19 protein-coding genes and 1 pseudogene are annotated in these 16371 nt (G+C 64.0%); 6 read left to right on the top strand and 14 right to left on the bottom strand.

Features of this window, described 5'->3' with window-relative positions:
- Nucleotides 1-193 precede the first annotated feature (193 nt).
- Complete coding sequence (locus AT701_RS16875) at nt 194-1297, top strand: oxygenase MpaB family protein (RefSeq protein ID WP_003894820.1); 1104 nt, start codon at nt 194-196, stop codon at nt 1295-1297.
- A gap of 7 nt (nt 1298-1304) precedes the next feature.
- On the opposite strand, the gene AT701_RS16870 is transcribed toward AT701_RS16875, so the two are convergent.
- A complete protein-coding gene (locus AT701_RS16870) occupies nt 1305-2468 on the bottom strand; it encodes an MFS transporter (RefSeq protein ID WP_223495616.1) in 1164 nt (387 codons plus the stop codon).
- Between the two features lie 184 nt (nt 2469-2652).
- On the opposite strand from AT701_RS16870, the gene AT701_RS16865 reads away from it, so the two are divergent.
- Both AT701_RS16865 and AT701_RS16860 read left to right on the top strand, forming a co-directional pair.
- Nucleotides 2653-2991: an ArsR/SmtB family transcription factor gene (locus tag AT701_RS16865; RefSeq protein ID WP_003894818.1), complete on the top strand. Its 339-nt coding sequence runs from the start codon at nt 2653-2655 to the stop codon at nt 2989-2991.
- Between the two features lie 129 nt (nt 2992-3120).
- The gene (locus tag AT701_RS16860; protein WP_058126246.1) at nt 3121-3858 is read left to right on the top strand and encodes an SDR family NAD(P)-dependent oxidoreductase; all 738 of its coding nucleotides are present in this window, start codon (nt 3121-3123) and stop codon (nt 3856-3858) included.
- Nucleotides 3859-3887: 29 nt separating this feature from the next.
- Here the strand turns inward: AT701_RS16860 and AT701_RS16855 are convergent, their stop codons facing one another.
- The 7 genes and pseudogenes from AT701_RS16855 to AT701_RS16820 all read right to left on the bottom strand — a co-directional run bounded on the left by AT701_RS16855 (nt 3888) and on the right by AT701_RS16820 (nt 9447).
- Nucleotides 3888-4097, bottom strand: a complete 210-nt coding sequence (locus tag AT701_RS16855; RefSeq protein WP_003894816.1) for a hypothetical protein — start codon at nt 4095-4097, stop codon at nt 3888-3890.
- A gap of 104 nt (nt 4098-4201) precedes the next feature.
- Nucleotides 4202-5377 carry an MFS transporter gene (locus AT701_RS16850; protein ID WP_223495614.1) on the bottom strand — a complete coding sequence of 392 codons (1176 nt, stop codon included), beginning with the start codon at nt 5375-5377 and terminating at the stop codon, nt 4202-4204.
- Between the two features lie 227 nt (nt 5378-5604).
- On the bottom strand, nt 5605-6357 hold the full coding sequence (locus tag AT701_RS16840) for an SDR family oxidoreductase (protein ID WP_003894813.1): 753 nt from the start codon (nt 6355-6357) through the stop codon (nt 5605-5607).
- A 37-nt stretch (nt 6358-6394) separates the two neighbouring features.
- Complete coding sequence (locus AT701_RS16835) at nt 6395-7090, bottom strand: DJ-1/PfpI family protein (protein ID WP_058127648.1); 696 nt, start codon at nt 7088-7090, stop codon at nt 6395-6397.
- 38 nt (nt 7091-7128) lie between these two features.
- Nucleotides 7129-8048: pseudogene (locus AT701_RS16830) on the bottom strand (GlxA family transcriptional regulator).
- A 166-nt stretch (nt 8049-8214) separates the two neighbouring features.
- Entirely contained in the window at nt 8215-8841 is a 627-nt protein-coding gene (locus tag AT701_RS16825; protein ID WP_058126245.1) for a LysE family translocator, read from the bottom strand.
- A 3-nt stretch (nt 8842-8844) separates the two neighbouring features.
- Complete coding sequence (locus AT701_RS16820) at nt 8845-9447, bottom strand: TetR/AcrR family transcriptional regulator (protein WP_011729010.1); 603 nt, start codon at nt 9445-9447, stop codon at nt 8845-8847.
- Nucleotides 9448-9647: 200 nt separating this feature from the next.
- Between AT701_RS16820 and AT701_RS16815 the strand changes: the two genes are divergently transcribed.
- The 3 genes from AT701_RS16815 to AT701_RS16805 all read left to right on the top strand — a co-directional run bounded on the left by AT701_RS16815 (nt 9648) and on the right by AT701_RS16805 (nt 12111).
- The gene (locus tag AT701_RS16815) at nt 9648-10439 is read left to right on the top strand and encodes a crotonase/enoyl-CoA hydratase family protein (RefSeq protein WP_058126244.1); all 792 of its coding nucleotides are present in this window, start codon (nt 9648-9650) and stop codon (nt 10437-10439) included.
- 262 nt (nt 10440-10701) lie between these two features.
- Nucleotides 10702-11349, top strand: a complete 648-nt coding sequence (locus AT701_RS16810) for a hypothetical protein (RefSeq protein WP_223495612.1) — start codon at nt 10702-10704, stop codon at nt 11347-11349.
- Nucleotides 11350-11547: 198 nt separating this feature from the next.
- Nucleotides 11548-12111, top strand: coding sequence for a TetR/AcrR family transcriptional regulator (locus AT701_RS16805; protein WP_223495609.1), 564 nt, complete (start codon nt 11548-11550; stop codon nt 12109-12111).
- A 120-nt stretch (nt 12112-12231) separates the two neighbouring features.
- Here AT701_RS16805 and AT701_RS16800 read toward each other — a convergent pair whose 3' ends face one another.
- From AT701_RS16800 to AT701_RS16775, 6 genes are all read right to left on the bottom strand, one after another.
- Nucleotides 12232-12663 carry a tautomerase family protein gene (locus AT701_RS16800; RefSeq protein ID WP_014877672.1) on the bottom strand — a complete coding sequence of 144 codons (432 nt, stop codon included), beginning with the start codon at nt 12661-12663 and terminating at the stop codon, nt 12232-12234.
- Nucleotides 12664-13007: 344 nt separating this feature from the next.
- Nucleotides 13008-13559: a YaeQ family protein gene (locus AT701_RS16795; RefSeq protein WP_058126241.1), complete on the bottom strand. Its 552-nt coding sequence runs from the start codon at nt 13557-13559 to the stop codon at nt 13008-13010.
- Between the two features lie 240 nt (nt 13560-13799).
- Nucleotides 13800-14366, bottom strand: a complete 567-nt coding sequence (locus tag AT701_RS16790; protein ID WP_011729004.1) for an HD domain-containing protein — start codon at nt 14364-14366, stop codon at nt 13800-13802.
- 84 nt (nt 14367-14450) lie between these two features.
- Nucleotides 14451-14879, bottom strand: a complete 429-nt coding sequence (locus tag AT701_RS16785) for a nitroreductase family deazaflavin-dependent oxidoreductase (protein ID WP_014877671.1) — start codon at nt 14877-14879, stop codon at nt 14451-14453.
- On the bottom strand, nt 14866-15753 hold the full coding sequence (locus AT701_RS16780; protein WP_011729003.1) for an NmrA family NAD(P)-binding protein: 888 nt from the start codon (nt 15751-15753) through the stop codon (nt 14866-14868). The genes AT701_RS16785 and AT701_RS16780 overlap by 14 nt, the downstream gene beginning before the upstream one ends.
- Nucleotides 15750-16358: a TetR/AcrR family transcriptional regulator gene (locus AT701_RS16775; RefSeq protein ID WP_011729002.1), complete on the bottom strand. Its 609-nt coding sequence runs from the start codon at nt 16356-16358 to the stop codon at nt 15750-15752. Before AT701_RS16775 ends, AT701_RS16780 begins: the two co-directional genes overlap by 4 nt.
- Nucleotides 16359-16371 lie beyond the last annotated feature (13 nt).

Here is a 16371-nt window from a genome sequence, read left to right as displayed (position 1 = left end):
AACACTTCGCCGTGGCGATCCGCCGGCACCGCGCAAAAGAGAGGGCGTGCATTTCGGGCGCCGAATCACACACAGTCAGGCAAAGCGCTGGCTACCGTAGGAGAACAGTCGCTCAGTTGCCCGATACCGGGTATGTGAACGGCCGAGAACTGACGTTGAGTACATACGGTATCGGCAACGCAAGGAGTTCGTGATGGCGGCGCGGGGGATCAAGGCTTTCAAGAAAATCATGCAGACAACGTTCGATCCAGACACGGTGATCCCGGATGAAGTGAAGGTCCCTGAACTCACTGGCGACCACAGTCTTGCGCGGAACAATCTTTCTCAACACCCCATTCCGCCCGGTTCCCTGATTTGGAAATATTGGGGACGACTTGATGTCTCATTCTTCGGAAATGCCGCCATGGGTCCCATTGCCGGCGCTTGGCCGCAGATGGCGCAGGCGACCGCGGGTTCTGTTCTTTTCACAGGTGACAACTCGCTGCGGGCCCGCGCCAAGATATACAAAGAGCGAACACGGCGATCACACGAGTACATCTACAGCACGGTTTACGACGCCCCCGAAGATGCGAAGAAATACGGGCTGAAGATCAGGAACATGCACAAGCCGGTCAAAGGAAAATTGAAGGACGGCACGTTCAACGCGCTCAACGCGGAAACCTTCTATTTCGCGCATGTCACCTTCTTTTATTACCTGCTGATACGGGTCGTCGAGCAGCTGCACTTCGACGGATCCATGCCCAGAGCGATGAAAGAGCAGATCTTCGAGGAGTCCAAGGAGTGGTACAGCCTGTTGGGTGTGGACGACAGCGCTCAGCCGGGCACGTACGACGATTTTGAGCGGTACCTGGAAAACATCGAGCGAAACAAATTGGTGAGATCGCAGGTAACGGAGCTCATGTTGGAGCAATTCATGGAGCGTCGCGTGGCCCCGCGCTGGTGGCCACCGGTCATGAAGAAGTATGTCTGGCCGTGGCTGGCGGCGCGTCGGCAGATCGTCGTCAATTGTTACCCGGCCCATGTGAAGGACTTGTTCGGCCTGGAGTGGACTCCCGAGGACGAGGACATGTCCCGTCGCTTCATGCACATGTATCGCCGGTTGTCTGCGGTCGTCGAGCGTTTCGTCCCGTTGAGATTGTTGTACCTGCCGATCGCGGCGAGGGGATTCGAGCGCGAGGGGATCGATCCACGCGACGTCACCCTGGAGTCCGCCCAGCGGACCCTGCGGGAGAGTCGTGCCCGCTGGGCTGCTCAGAAGTGCTCCGAAGGGAAGAAAGAGGTTCCGACACCCGGCTGACGTCCTGTTACGTTGCTTCATTCGTTCGGACGATTGTGTCCGGTGCACTTTGTTGCTCTGTGGCCAGCGCGCGGAGGAGGCAGGCCCCCACCGACAGGACGACAACCAGCCCGCCGTACAGGTAGGTGGTCTGGGCAAGGCCGATATGCGGTACGGCGACGCCGGCGAGGACGGCGGGACCACCGAACGCCAGGTAGCTGACGACGAACACTGCCGCGAACAACTCGCCACGCTCGTGCGGTGCGGCCAGCGGCGTGATCGAGCGCAGGATTCCGAGGAACGAAGCGCCCACCCCTGCTCCGGCCAGGACCGCCGCAGCGATGAAGACCCACAATGAGCCGACTGCAAGCCCGACGAGGCTGAAGGCGGTCCCGGCAGCGAGCGCTGTGGTGCCGTACGTCGTCAAGGCGCGTGAGGACTTGCCGCGGCAGACGTAGCTCGTCACGGAACCCACGCCGGCGAGTGCCGCGACGACGAGTCCCTGCTCGGCGTGGTCGGTGCCACCCAGTTCCTGAGCGACGAGCGGTGCGCCCAAGGACAGGTACAGCCCGGTGGTGGCCCATCCGGCGACCAGTCCGGGTGCGCCGCGCCAGAACGGTGGGCGCGCGGCCGCGGGCACGCCCACACGAGGAACAAAGGAGCGCAGGAGACCTTCGTGTCGAGGGGACGTCTCCGGCAGTAGGCACGCGGCCGCCGCTATCGCCACGTACAGGGACGCGAGCCCGCCGAAGACCATGGCCGGTGCCGACGTTGAGTGGTCGAGCAGGACGCCCGAGATCGGGGCACCGAGGGCGAGCCCGCCCAGCGGGAAGACGCTGTTGAGAGTGGCCGCCAGCCCCGGTCGGTTGCTCGGCTCGAGATCCACGACCGCGGCTGACAAGGTCGACATCAAGAAGCCGGTGGCGGTTCCCTGGACGATGCGAGCGACGATCAGCGCCGTGACGGAATCGGCGTGCCAGAACGTCACCATGCTGGCGGCAAGCACCACAAAGCCGAACGAGATGACCGGGCGCCGACCGATGTGGTCGGACAGCGACCCGACGACCAGCAGCGTGACCAACAGGGCGCCGGCGTAGACAGCGAAGATCGTGGTACTTGTCGCCGCTGAGTACCCGAGATGCTGTTGCAGGACGGGGTAGAACGGCGAGGGGGCGCTGGCACCGACTGTCATGGCGAGACTCGCTGCAACGGTCAGGCAGAAAGCCGGTGTTCGGGTCCTCCGGACGACCGGCGTGACGGCGGTGGCAACGGACATGGCAACCTCGCGACTCGAGTCCACGAAAAGAACAGTTCGAAAAAAGTGGAACTCTAAGAACGTAGCCGTCAACCCGCGAAGGTTCAACTAATATCGAACCATGAGAGCCGTCACACAGCTGGCGCACCCGGACATCGCCGACGTGAAGCTGACCGATGTCCTGTTCGCACTGAGCGATCCGGCGCGCCTCGCGATTGTGCGTGAGCTGGCCAATGGCCCCCTCGCGATGGCCGAATGCAGCACAGTCAACCCCGATTTGCCGAAATCGACCAAGTCACACCTCATGAAGGTGCTGCGCGAGGCCGGCATCATCCGTAATGAGCCCGACGGGCGCAAGCGGATCCTGACCTTGCGTCGCGCCGAACTCGACGAGGCGTTTCCGGGGCTGCTCGACGCGATACTCGGTAGCTCAGCCGACGACGAGTCGCCGGTCACCTAACGATCAAGTCCACCTGCGGCGGAGCGAATCTCGATCCGCCGCAGGAGACGGGATTCGAACGCCCAGTGCCACGGCGACGTTGTCCCCATCAGAGGGCATGCGGCTCTGATCGATTCGAGAGTGGGGAACATGGGCAAGCTGGACGGCAAGGTGGCGGTGATCACCGGTGCGACAAGCGGTATGGCATTGGCCGGCGCGAAGCTGTTCGTCGAAGAGGGAGCATATGTCTTCATCACCGGTCGGCGCCAAGAGGCGCTGGATCAGGCTGTCGCGGCGATCGGCCGCAACGTGACGGGCGTGCAGGGCGATGCCGCCGACCTCGAGGATCTGGACCGGCTGTTCGAGACCGTCGAACGCGAAAAAGGAAGCGTCGACGTGTTGTACACGAATGCTGGGATAGGACCGACCGCCCCACTCGGTGCGATCACCGAGGAACTGTTCGACGAGACCTTCCGGGTCAACACCCGCGGGACGCTTTTCGCGGTGCAGAAGGCGTTGCCGCTCTTCAACGACGGCGGTTCGATCATCATGACCGCCTCGAACGCGTCGATCAAAGGCTGGCCCGGATGGAGCGTCTACGCGGGGAGCAAGGCCGCGCTGCACGCGTTCGCCCGCGTCTGGCTCGCCGAACTCCAGGACCGACGGATCCGTGTCAACGTCCTGAACCCGGGACCGGTCGAGACCGCGTTCATCCAGGCCCTGCTGGACGTTCCTGCGTTGAAGGGCCAGATGGAGGGAATGATCCCGCGAGGCGAGCTCGGCCAACCGAGGGAGGTCGCGAGCGCCGCGCTCTTCCTCGCCTGCGACGACTCAAGCTTTGTCAACGGCCAACTGGTGAACGTCGACGGCGGTGCCACCGCGATCTGAGGAAGCGCCCCTCCTGCCGGTGCAAGGGTTCACGCGATGCTGCTGAGAATCGCAATGACCAGCCCGCCCAAGGTGAGCAGTCCAACTGTCACCGCGGCGGCGATCGCCCGGCCTCGCTGGTGCCGGCGGGCGGCACCGATCGCCACGGCGATGCTGATGAGGATCAATGCTGCATATGCCGCCAGACCCATCGTCAGCGTCGCCGTGGTCGCGGCGCTGGCCACCGTCACGATGTGCATGCCGTGAGCCTACGGCGCAGGGCGTGACGGGAAAGTCGTGGGCGTCAGCGGAAAGCGATCGCGACGGTCTCCGAGTTCGCCGATTGATCCGTCCCTGCCGTGGGTTATCGGCGTCCTCGGCGGTCCGCCACGTACAGCGCACTCACCGACAGGAAGCACACCGCGGCCGCCGCGCCGAAGACCTCGAACAGGCCATGCGCACCGCCAGTGGCGATGGCGGTGCCACCCACCACCGGCCCGGTGAAAGAACCGACAAACGATGTGCCGTTGGACCAACCCAGTGCCGATGCACGGGCCGGCAACGGGTAGATATCCGCGGTGGTCGCGTGGATGAGATTCATCGTGGAGTGGCCGCCGATTCCCATCAGTGCCACGCATCCGACGACCGTGACCAGCGACGCCGGGAGCGTGAGCAGCCCGGCCAGACCTACGAATGTGCTTCCCGCAGTGGCTATCCCGACAACCGCCGGCCCTCGGCGATCAGCTGCCCAGGCGGTGAGGAACGATCCTGCGACCGCGGAGGCGGTCAGCACGAAGGTCATCAGCAGCGCCGTTCGCAGCGTGAAGCCCAGATCCACCATGGCTTGCGCCGCCCACACGTTGAGGCCCTGCCAGGACACCATGTTCGCGATCGCGCAGCCCGCCACGATTGCCGTCACGACAAGCCCTCGACCGGTGAACAGGATCGCGAGTTTCTCGCGGGTCGAGCACAACCGGCCGGCCAGTTCCTGCGGGGTGTCGGTCGGGATCGCCATGAATACGACGGTCACCAAGATGATCAGTCCGGTACCGGCTCCGACGAAGAACATGGGACGCCATCCGAACGCGGGCAGGATCGGAACAGCCAGCAGTGCCGCCATCACCCCGCCGAGCGGAATGCCGGCCATCGTGACGGTCATCGCGAGCGACGCGCGGGCGGCTGCCGCGCTGTTCCTCGCGACGGTCATCGCCGTCGTCAGCGACGCACCGATTCCCAGACCTGTGACTGTGCGCGCGAGAGCCAGCATGAGGGCGCTGACCGAGCACCCCGTGAGGATCGCGCCTGCGGCGAACACGGAGATCGCCACAACAAGTACTCGCTTACGGCCGATTCGATCCGCCAGCGTGGGCGCGGCCACCGACCCGATGATGGCGCCGATATACACCAGCCCTCCGATGAGGCCAGTTTGCTCATCGGTGACCCCGAGGGACGCGTCCGCCAGCAGCATCGGCACCACCGACCCGTACACGATCAGGTTGAATCCCTCGATGACCGTGATCACCATGCACAGGGCGATCACGGCTGGATAGGACCGGGTTTCACTCGCCGCGTCTCGTGTGGAGCGGGCCGTGTGAAGAAGCATCGAGTTCCTTTGCGGACGGACCCGAACGAGCGGAATGCCGGGCGGCGACGTAGGCCATGTTGCGGTCTGAGATGTGACCCACGTAACCCCGCCGTCCCGAAAACCGGGACATCAACGTCCGCCTGAACTTCCCTTCAGGTGCCCGTCGCCAGAGGGCAATTCGGTCACAACTGCGAGATGCCGCCGTCAACCACGAGTTCGGCACCGAGTATGAAGGTCGACTCATCTCCCGCCAGGTACAAGGCCGCCTGCGCGATGTCGTCGGCAGCACCCGCGCGACCTGCGGGCGTGCGGGCCACGAGAGCGGCCAGGACCGCCTGCGCTTCTTCGGGCGTGCGGCCCCGGCGCTGCAGCGGGGTGTCGATTGCGCCGGGCGATATGGCGTTGACCCGGATCCCGCGGTCGAGAAGCTCGGCCGACCACGTGCGGGCGAACGAGCGCACAGCGGCCTTGGATGCCGACAACAGCGACAGGCCCGGCCTGCCGACCTGATTGAGGAACGAGGTGTTCAGGATGACCGAGGCACCATCGCGGAGGATCGGGGCGACTGCCTGCATCGAGAAGAACACCCCCTTGATGTTGATGTCCATGATTTCGTCGTAGCGTTGCTCGTCGGTTTCCAACAACGGTGTGGGATATGCGATCCCGGCGTTGGCGAAGAACACGTCGAGCCCGCCGAACGCATCCTGGATACGCCCCGCCACGGCCGTCATGTCGTCGGGTGAGGTCGTGTCGGCCCGCAGAGCCAGCGATCCGTCGCCCAGTTCATCCTGCGTGGCCTGCACCCGATCGGCGTCCCGGCCGATGACGGCCACCTTGGCGCCTTCCGCGGCGAAAAGCCGTGCGGTGGCCAAACCGATGCCGCTGGTTCCGCCGGTGATGAGAGCGGTCTTCCCGGCGAGTCTCTTGTGGGACACAACTTCTCCATCTCTGGTGTCGAGGGGCGAGAGCGGATCAGCGCATCGCTGCGTGCTCGGCGGCGACCCGCCGCATGGCGCTGACGCCTCCTGCCAGCCGAGTCACGGCGGCGTCGACGGTGGCCTGGTCGGCACGCTCCGGCGTACCGCAATCGAAGGGTGGTGCCGGGTCGTATTCCAAGACGAGTTGCAGTGTCCTCGCGAATGTTTCATCGGTCAGCACCGCGGCGAGCTGCAGCGCGAAGTCGAGGCCAGCCGTCACCCCGCCGCCGGTCATGCGGTTGCGGTCCATCACGACGCGTCGATCGTCGGGAATTGCGCCGTAGGCGGAGAGGAACTCTCGAAAGGCCCAGTGCGAGGCTGCGCGGTAACCCTCGAGCAACCCGGCGGCGGCGAGGATCAGCGATCCGGTGCACACACTCGAGAGGTATCTGGCCTTGCCGGCGACCGTCCGCACAAAGTCCAGTGTTTCGTCGTCTTGAACCATGACGCTGGTGCCGTGCCCGCCGGGGATGAACACCACGTCGTACTCCCGCTCGCAGTCGGCGAAATCGCGATCCGGCACGATCGTCACATGCGAGTCCGTTGTCACGGGGTCTCTGGTCTTGGCGACAAGGTGGACGACGGTGTTCGGGAGCACCGAAAGCACCTGTTGCGGGCCGATGAGATCCAAAGTGGTGAACCGGGGGTAGATCAGCATCGCGATGCGGGTGGGCGCGTTGTGCGCAGCCATGGTGGTGCCTTTCTGGATGTTTGCGTACGGCGACACGATCAGGTGAAGGCCTTGCGATACGCGTCCGGCGATATGCCGAGGAGCCGGATGAAGTTTCTGCGCATGGTCTCGGGCGTGCCGAAACCGCAACGCGCAGCGATGGCTGCGACCGTGTCGGTGGTCTCCTCGAGCTGACGGCGTGCCGCCTGTGTGCGTACCCGGTCGACGTATGCACCGGGCCCCTCGCCGATCTCACTGGTGAACACCCGAGTGAAGTGACGGGTAATCATGGCCGCACTCGTGGCGAGGGTTTCGATGGTGTGGGGAGCCGCCGGGTTCGCCTCGATAACCTCTTGCACGAGTCGGATCTCGTCTCGCCGAGCGCGGGGGTCCAGATCGGCGCGGCGAATTGAGCTTGGCCACCGGGTCGGCGAAGACTCAGAACCAACCAGCGAGCAACCGCTTTCGCAACTTCGGTGCTGTGGTCGTCCTCGACGAGAGCCAAGGCAACGTCGATGCCTGCGCTCACCCCGGCGGCGGTCCACACCTGCCGCGAACTCCGGACAAACATCGGATTCGGATCAACCCTGACCTCTGGATAGCGTTGCGCCAGTTCGTCGGCGAACGCCCAGTGGGTGGTCGCCTGGCAGCCGTTGAGCAGACCGGCCTCCGCGACGAGGAACGCCCCTGTGCAGACGCTGACAATCCGGCGTGCGTGTTCCGCGGCCTCGCGAAACCACGCCATCAGGGCCGGATCCGCGGCGGCCTGCCGCACTCCGGCGCCTCCGGGGATCACCACTGTGTCCACCTGCTCGGGATCGGGCAGTGGGCACGCCATCAGCCCCAACCCGGTGCTCGCCGGCACCGGTTGACCGTCGACCGAGGCGAGCATGACCTCGTAACCTTCGAGTTGCCACGTCTCGTCGTCGACGAACCGCGAAGCGCAGGTGAAGGTTTCGAAGGGGCCGACGACGTCCAAGGCCTAGACGCCGGAGAACCCGACGACTGCTACTGCCTTCATGTCATCCAGCTTCAACCGCGCAGGCGATGTCGTCAACGACACGTATCCCACGTTCTTGGCCATCGACGGACCTTTGCCGGATCGCGCCGACGAGCTAGCGGGTTTCGGTAGCGTCGTCGAGCCGCTACAACCGGCTCGCCGTGAGCAGGCGTATGCCGGCCGCGGTGAAGACGATCCCGAGTGCGCCTTCGACCCATCTGTAGGCACGTCGGTAACCGCGCGCCACGACACCGACGGAGAACATCAGAGCGTAGGCGGCAAAGATCGTCATACCCAAGATCTCACAGATGCCGATGGTCACGAATAGAACTGCGGGCCTGGAACCAGCGTGTAGTCCGACCGCCATCACGGCAGTCCAGGTGATGACTGCCTTGGGGTTGCTGACCTGCATGAGGAATCCGCGCCGTGCAAGAACCAGCCAGTTCGGTGCATCGTCCCTATCCGGCGCCTCGGTGAGGTGGTTGCCACGGAATGCGGTGCGCATCGATTTCCAGGCAAGCCAGAACAACACGGCTGCACAGAGAATCTTCAACGCGGTGAGCAGCCCCGTCGCTGCGACCAGCAGGGTGGAGACCCCCGTGGCGGCCAGGACTGCCCATACGAAACCGCCTGCGAGGAGACCGGCCGCATAGGTGAGTCCAGGACGGCGACCATGCCGCGCGGCAACGGCTCCGATCGCCATGTTGCCAGGGCCCGGGCTGGCCGTCAGCACCGCATAGGTGACAACAGTCGGGAGCATCTGCGAGATCACCGATCACTCCGGTGGTTCGACGAGCAGTCGCAGAGTGGTCACGAGCGTCGCGAGTGTGTGTTTGTCTCGAGTAGAAAGCGCCAATACAAAAGTTCCTTGGATGAGCGACAGCACCGCCTCGGCGATCTCTTGTGCCGATCGGTCGGATCGGACGTCACCCTGTTCCTGGCCGGACGCGAGCAACGCCGCGACCTGGGTGGTCCACGCTTCGATGTGGAAGCTCAGTTGTTCGCGGAACACCTCGGACGAAGCCGCGACCTCCGTCGAGAATTTACCTGCCAGGCATCCGCGTTGGTATCCGGATTTGACGAACATGTGGGCCATGTCCTTCGCGTAGCCCGCGAGCCTGTCGGGCGTCGAAAGGTTCTTTTTCGACGACCACTTGTCCAACAGACTGCGTTGAAACTCCATGTAGCGGTCGAGCACGGCTTGGCCGAACACGTCCTTGGAACCGAAGTGATGATAGAAGGAACCTTTCGGTACTCCGGCGTCGGCGAGCACTGCGTCGACGGTGGTGCCGTGAAACCCGTTGTCGTAGAACAACTTGGTTCCACTGCGTAGCAGAGCCTCCTTGTGGGGGAGTGCAGGCTTCTGCGAACCGGCCATATCCCGCCTTTCAACGCGTTCCCATGCGGCTCCCGAGTATAGGGCGACCGGCGTAAAGAGCGTTCCACAGCACACTGTTGACGGTTTGGTCTAGACGATTTAGTCTAGACCGCGTCACTGACGACCGAAGGCCGAAACGCGTCGCCGAGACCGTTCGCCTGTTGATTTCCTGCCCCGTCATCAGAAAGCGGGTACGTCACATGAGCTTCGACCGCTACGAAACCCTGGCCGTGACGCGTGACGGTGCTGTCCTCGTCATCGGTCTCAACAGGCCCGACAAGCGGAACGCCTTCAACAGGGAGATGATCGGCGAGTTGGCCGAGGTGCTCGGCAAGCTCGACAGCGACGACGAACTACGCGTGGGGGTCCTCTACGGCGAAGGGAAGGGCTTCACCTCCGGGCTCGACCTCCCCGACGTCGCCCCCAGCCTGCAAGACGGCTCGCTGCAGATCCCCGAAGGGGGAATCAACCCCTGGCAGGTGGATGGTCGACGGTTGACCAAACCACTCGTCACGGCGGTGCACGGCAAGTGCCTCACGCTGGGCATCGAACTGTTGCTGGCCTCGGACATTGTCGTGGCCTCGAAGAGTGCGACATTCGCACAACTCGAGATCGCCAGGGGGATATACCCCTTCGGGGGCGCCACGCTGCGCTTCCCACGTGTTGCCGGGTGGGGGAACGCGATGCGCTGGATGCTGACGGCGGAGGAGTTCGACAGCGCGGAGGCCTTGCGCATCGGCGTAGTCCAAGAGGTCTTGGACGATGGTGCGCACATCGCACGCGCGGTTCAACTCGCACACGTGATCGCCGCGCAAGCGCCGCTGGGAGTTCAGGCCACTCTGCGCAGCGCCCGGTTGGCCCAGCGGGACGGTGAGGCGGCCGCTGAAGCCGAACTCGTCCCCACCATCGTCAAACTCTTCGGCACCGAGGATTCGCGCATCGGCCTGGAGTCTTTCGCCACACGCCGGCCGGCGCAGTTTGTCGGCCGCTGAATCGGATGGCTTGCAGCGCCGCCGAATCCGCTGATCGGTAGCTGCTCACGGCATCGTGAACGGCTACCGCCTCGGTGGGCCGAGCGTCGTTGATCTGTGCTCTCGCGCCCCGACGTCAGATCTCATCGTCAGTTCGACCACATATCGGGGCGCCCGCCCACTACATATGATGATCTCCGGGGATCCGCGGCGTTCACCTCGGTCCAGAAACACATGAAAATCACCGAGAAGAACGGAAACCGCAATGCCGCATCAGAACCCAGTGAGTGTCGAGGAAAAGATCGCCGATGCGCTGCGCGCGGCGCCTCCGCACATTGCCGCGACGGCCACCGTGATCGACTACGACATGACGGTCCTGCGGGAAGGGAGTCCGGAGTGGACGTGCATGCCCACCCCTCCCGACACCCCGTGGCCGGCCCCGATGTGTGGCGACCAGACCACAATGCAGTGGTTCCGCGACTGGTTCGCAGGCAAAACGCCGACCATCGACCGAATTGGCATCTCCTACATGCTGTTGGGCGAAGCCGGAGCCGACTTCGAGCATCCCGAGGCATCCGTCCCGCCTGAAGGCAAAGACTGGTACCGCGCGGGACCGCACTTGATGATGGTGTTCCCCGGCAGCGCCGGTGACCTGACCAAGGGCATCGGACACGACACCACCACGGGGATGCCTTACCTCAGACCGTTCCGCGGTGCCCAACCGCTGCTGGTCATGCCGGTGGCGTTGCCCAGCCAAAGGCTCGCGTGGTTGCCGGAACCCGGGGCCGATGACCAGCGCCGAGCGGGAGACCGCTACCGGTGCACGCACTGTGATACGACTCTCGTCTACGAGGTGGCGTGTTCATGTGCGGAACACTGCTCACATGCCGAGATTTGCTGCGGCGCACCGATAGAGAAGGTTGCGACATAGCGTTGCGGCGCCGGTGGAGATCTGCCGCCTGCCAAGCTCATCCGTAATGTGCTTGTCCGTCTTCATGTGTGGTACACCGAAGCAACGCTGAGTAACTATGCTGCACGCCATAGTTACTTCCGGTATTTTCCAGTCAGGCGGGGTTCCTGGCTATGTACCATGGTTGGTATGGCAACACGGAGCGACAGCAAGGATCGAATGATCACCGCTGCGCGCAGACTCTTCCGTGAGCACGGGTACACCGGCACCGCGATGTCCGATGTGATCGCCGAGAGTCAGGCACCAAGAGGCTCTTTGTACTTCCATTTCCCCGGCGGTAAGGAAGAATTGGCCACCGAAGTGGTGCTGCGGTACACCGCGGACGTCATCGCCCACATCAATCGCACTGCGGGCAGGACGGATACCGCACGGGAGTTCGTGGCAGATTTCCTCGCCTATTTCCGGGACGAGATCGCGGCGAGCGATTACCGGGAAGGGTGTGCGGTGGCACCCATCGTCGTCGAGTCCACACCGGCGTCAAAGCCGCTGACGGCGGTGATCTCACGTGGATTTCGCGACGTGATTGCGGTCTTGTCCGCACGCCTCGTGGAGAAGGCCGTGCCCGATTCCGACGCCGACGCCGACGCCATCGCCATCAACATCCTGACAACCATGGAAGGGGCTCTCATCATGAGCCGAGTGCTACGCAGCATCAGTCCCTTCGATACGGCGATCTCCATGCTGACGACGTCACTGTCAAACATCGCTGAGCCCAGACGGTAAGAGCCCCGAACCGGGGCGGTGGCATCGTCCCGCGCAGAAATAGGCGACTCAGCGCGGACCACTCCTCTCGAGAGGAGCAGTCCGCGCTGTCACGGGAACCCTGCTTCTGGACCGCAGTGGTCAGCCGGCCTGCACGCCCAACTCAGCGAGTCTGGCATGGTGCTCTTCGAACCACGCCTTCTCCTGGCCCGGCTCCGGCATGAAGAATCCCGCTTCTAGCACCATTCGGGGATCCACTTCGGATATGCCGACGATGAGCTCGGCCTCGGATTGGCCCGTGGTCTGCACCCACATGTCCCGCAACGCTTTCAGCATCGCCTGGCGTGTTTCCACGGAGCGCCCGTGCCGGATCTGGCCACCCAGAAACGAACGCCCTTCAGGCTTGCGTGCGACGAAGCAATCGCCCTCGGTGTACTCGCGGAAAACGACATTGACGAAGGTGTCCGGCGCCCCGGTGAGTTGGCAGTGTATGTCGGTGACCTTGTTGGCGATCTCCGCCTTGACGGACGGGGTCAGCCTCCCTTTCACTGTGTCGATCTGATAGAGCGGCATGATGTTCTTCCTTTCGATGTTCACATTGTGGTTGTGTCCGAGCGTGTTTCGGGTGGAACGATCCCCTCGGCCGGCGTGTAGCGCCAGAGCGGTTCCGGTATGGCGAAGGTTTCGACACGGATACCCGGGGGACTGGTTCGGACTAGGTATGACGCTCGGTATAGTTGACTGTACGCAGGCGCCGATTCGTGCGTCAAGACATCTCGGCGGTGAGGCGAGGTGTTTCAGGACACAACATTGGCGTTGCCGGATCTGGCGTGACCTGCTGTGCGTCAGTCGGGGAGCCAGCGCGGCACGGATGCGGCAGGAAACTGCCCGGGGGAGCACCCCCTGGGCTCCGGCGTTTACTTCAAGCGCTCGGGCGTGAAGGTGACGTCGATACCGCCCACAGTCATCGTCACCTGACCTTCCATCACCATCACCTGCGCCGAGATCCGTCGATCCACTGCCTGGGCCAGTTGCTGCACGGGCGCGTGCGGTATCTGCACCACAGACAGGTTCGACAGCTTCGCCACCTTGGCTTCCATGGTGCGCCACCAGGTGGGCACGCCGGCGGCGAATGGGAACAACAGGACGTGGTCGGCCTGGCTGGCCGCCTTGCCCAGGACCCGATCATCGGGCTGGCCGACGACGATCCACTCCAGGACGCGGCCCGTGTAGTCCGCAAGTCGTACGTCCGGTACGCCAGGGGTGGACAGGCCCGGCCCGAACGCCAATTTACCGTCGAGATCGCTGAGTCGGTGTGCGCGCAACCCGAACGCCAACAACCGCATCACCATCCGCTCATCGGTCTCACTGGGATGACGGGCCACGGTCAGTGCGTGATCGGCGTAGTAACCGTGATCGACGTCGGAGACGTCGAGTTCGACTTTGAACACTGTTGCAGAAAGGGCCACGCCATAGTGTCCACCGCGATCAGGCCCTCCGAGCACCCGGGGCGGTCGCTTCAGCGACTGACAAGGGGCATTGACGGTACCCCTGACACGGAGATCTCCTTGGCGTCCGGAATGCCGCCTAGCTTGAGGCATCACGGAAACGACAGGGGAATCGGGACGATGATCGCGCGGGGGCTTCTCCAAGCGGGTGCCCGCGTGAAGCACACGAGAGTTGGACCGCGAGCGGGGGCCGGGTTCAGATCAGTGCACCGACCACGGTTCGCGGGCGAAGACCTGCTCCACCATCGGTGCGAAGAAATCGAGCGGACGATGCTCGAACTGCGAGTCGAAACAGTTCTGGTCGTACTTCTCGCAGAATTCCACGCAGTCGTCGAACCACTGGTGGCCGCGATACCGTTCCCGAGCGTCTCGGTTGCCGCCCATGTGCGGCGCGTAGTAGTACTGCTGAAATTCGGGGTGGGTCTTCACGATCCAGGCCAACCGCTCCGGCACATACGGGGCGAGGACTGCTGCGGCGAATGCGCCATGAGCATGGGGCGCGTACGTGTCACCGATGTCGTGCAGAAGCGCCGCCACCACGTAGTCGACTGGCCGACCATCGTCGAAAGCCCTGGTCGCGGACTGCAGTGAGTGGTCGAGTCGACTGATCGGATAGGCCTGCTCACCGTCGGCAAGGGCTTCCACCAGTGAGAGGACGCGGGGCACCAACCCGGCATTGTTCGCCTCTTCGGCACGACTGATCAGCCTGTAGTCCTCAGCGGTACCCTCGGCCATCGTGCGGTAGGTGGCACGTGTCTGCGTGCTCATGCCCGACTCCTCTCAACTCGTTTCCGGTCCAAACGTAGCGGTCGCTCGTTACAGGCGCCTGTCGGCAGGCACGCATGGGCACAGCTACGTGCGCGTGAGGGCGAGCACCGGGATGGTGCGGATACCGGCCGTCTTCTTCTCGTAATCGGCGAAACCCGGGTAACGACGGGCTTGTTCACTGTAGATGCGGTCGCGGTCCTCTCCCGTGACCTCGGTGACACCGACCGCGTAGGTTTCGGTTCCGACTTCGACCTGTGCCGTGCCTGCAGTGGTCAGGTTGTAGTACCAGGCCGGGTTGGAGGCGGCACCTGCTTTGGAGGCGAAGACATAGATCGTGCCGGGATCGTCGTCGCTGGGCAGGTACATCATTGGCGTGACCGCCGCTTTTCCGGTCTTGCGGCCGACATGGTGAACCAACACCATGGGGGCTCCTTCGAAGTTCCCGCCAACTCGGCCGCCGTTGGCGCGGAATTCCTGGATTACCTGCGAGTTCCAGTCCTCAGGTGCGCTCATCGTGACTCTCCTTCTCGTGGGTGTTTGTTCCGTCGGGGTATCCACGCCGTGCCAGTTCCCGGAAGTAGGCCTCGATCGTCCGTGGTGGACGCCCCAGGACAGCGGTCAGCGTGACATCGGTGCTCACCAGCCCGGCGTGGTCGTAATGCCTGAACATCGCCTTCATCGCGGGTTTGATGCCGTCCAGTTGGTCGGGGTCGACTCGGCGCGGGCGGATGGGGCGGCCCACCACTCGACTGATCAACTCGGCGACGTCGTGCCGATCGAGTTGTCCCGCGGATGCCACCTCGTAGGTGCCGCCAACCAGACGGTCCTCCGTGAGCGCGAGTGCGACGGCGTCGGCGACATCGCGGTAATCCACACGGGAGAACCGTGTTTCGTTCGACCACGGCTCCGCCAACACGCCGGTTCGAAGGATGTCGTCCCACCCGGCCGCATAATTCTGGAAGAACAAAGCCGGTTGGAAGACGGCGTATTCCATGCCCGAGTCGTACAAAGCAGCCTCGACGGGAGCTTTCGCGGCATGGTTCTGCAAGCCGAGCGACGGATGGATCACCGATGAGAAGACGAATCGGCGCACGCCCGCGGCACGGGCCAGCTCGACGAAGGCCACCCCGAGCTCTGCTTCGCCGTCGATGAAGGCAGGCGGGACGTAGAACACCGCGTCGACATCGCTCAGCGCGGCCTTCACATCTTCTACCCGGTTGAGGTCGCCGACGGCGACCTCACTGGCTCCCCGGCGCAGGACTTGCTGACGCTTCTCGGCATCACGGATGAATCCGCGCACCCGTACCTCTTTTTCGGCCAGGGAGGTCACCACATGGCCCGCGGCGTTCCCGGCGGCTCCGACGACGAGGACAGTTCGGATGGTCATGTCGGCAACTCCTCCAATGCCGGGGCGCTCGGTGCGAGGCCCGCGAGATAGATCTGCTTCTGCCGATGCAGCACCGCCACCCATTGGGGATCACTCGAGAGTGTGTGGGCGAGCAGCGCGCCGAATCCGATCACGTCGGCCGCGGTGACATCGGCGCGGATGGTGCGGTCGCTCCGTCCGTCTTCCAGAATCTCCTCGGCGATATCCCTGATGCGGTTGCGCGTGAATTTCGCTGCGTCACTGAGGTTCTGGGGTCCTCCGTGCAGCGGTAACACCAGTTCCTGGCGGTGCGCGATGGTCGCGTCGTAGAACATCTCGAGTTTGCAGATGGCGGGCCCGCACTCCCGCTGGACGCGTTCGATCGCGCCCAGTACCAACTCGAACGAGCGCTCGGTGAGGGCTTGCAGCAGCATCTCACGGGTCGGATATCGCCGATATAAGGTGCCGACGCCGACGCCGGCTTCATCTGCGATGGTGGCCATCGACACGTCACGGCCCTCCCGGGCGAACAGTGCCACCGCCGCGGCAAGGACACGCTCACGGTTCTCGGCAGCGTCGCGCCGCAGTGGTCGACCGTGCCTGCTGGCCGGCTCATGTCTGGGCAAGTGAACCGTCACC

The sequence above is a fragment of the Mycolicibacterium smegmatis genome (genome assembly GCF_001457595.1).
Lineage (GTDB): Bacteria > Actinomycetota > Actinomycetes > Mycobacteriales > Mycobacteriaceae > Mycobacterium > Mycobacterium smegmatis.
This window is presented reverse-complemented; position numbering and strand designations above follow the sequence as displayed.

Coding starts and splice junctions, on each gene's coding strand:
- AT701_RS16875 (WP_003894820.1), top strand. CDS start 194: ATGGCGGCGCGGGGGATCAAGGCTTTCAAGAAAATCATGCAGACAACG.
- AT701_RS16870 (WP_223495616.1), bottom strand. CDS start 2,468: ATGACAGTCGGTGCCAGCGCCCCCTCGCCGTTCTACCCCGTCCTGCAA.
- AT701_RS16865 (WP_003894818.1), top strand. CDS start 2,653: ATGAGAGCCGTCACACAGCTGGCGCACCCGGACATCGCCGACGTGAAG.
- AT701_RS16860 (WP_058126246.1), top strand. CDS start 3,121: ATGGGCAAGCTGGACGGCAAGGTGGCGGTGATCACCGGTGCGACAAGC.
- AT701_RS16855 (WP_003894816.1), bottom strand. CDS start 4,097: ATGCACATCGTGACGGTGGCCAGCGCCGCGACCACGGCGACGCTGACG.
- AT701_RS16835 (WP_058127648.1), bottom strand. CDS start 7,090: ATGGCTGCGCACAACGCGCCCACCCGCATCGCGATGCTGATCTACCCC.
- AT701_RS16820 (WP_011729010.1), bottom strand. CDS start 9,447: ATGGCCGGTTCGCAGAAGCCTGCACTCCCCCACAAGGAGGCTCTGCTA.
- AT701_RS16815 (WP_058126244.1), top strand. CDS start 9,648: ATGAGCTTCGACCGCTACGAAACCCTGGCCGTGACGCGTGACGGTGCT.
- AT701_RS16805 (WP_223495609.1), top strand. CDS start 11,548: ATGATCACCGCTGCGCGCAGACTCTTCCGTGAGCACGGGTACACCGGC.
- AT701_RS16800 (WP_014877672.1), bottom strand. CDS start 12,663: ATGCCGCTCTATCAGATCGACACAGTGAAAGGGAGGCTGACCCCGTCC.
- AT701_RS16790 (WP_011729004.1), bottom strand. CDS start 14,366: ATGAGCACGCAGACACGTGCCACCTACCGCACGATGGCCGAGGGTACC.
- AT701_RS16785 (WP_014877671.1), bottom strand. CDS start 14,879: ATGAGCGCACCTGAGGACTGGAACTCGCAGGTAATCCAGGAATTCCGC.
- AT701_RS16780 (WP_011729003.1), bottom strand. CDS start 15,753: ATGACCATCCGAACTGTCCTCGTCGTCGGAGCCGCCGGGAACGCCGCG.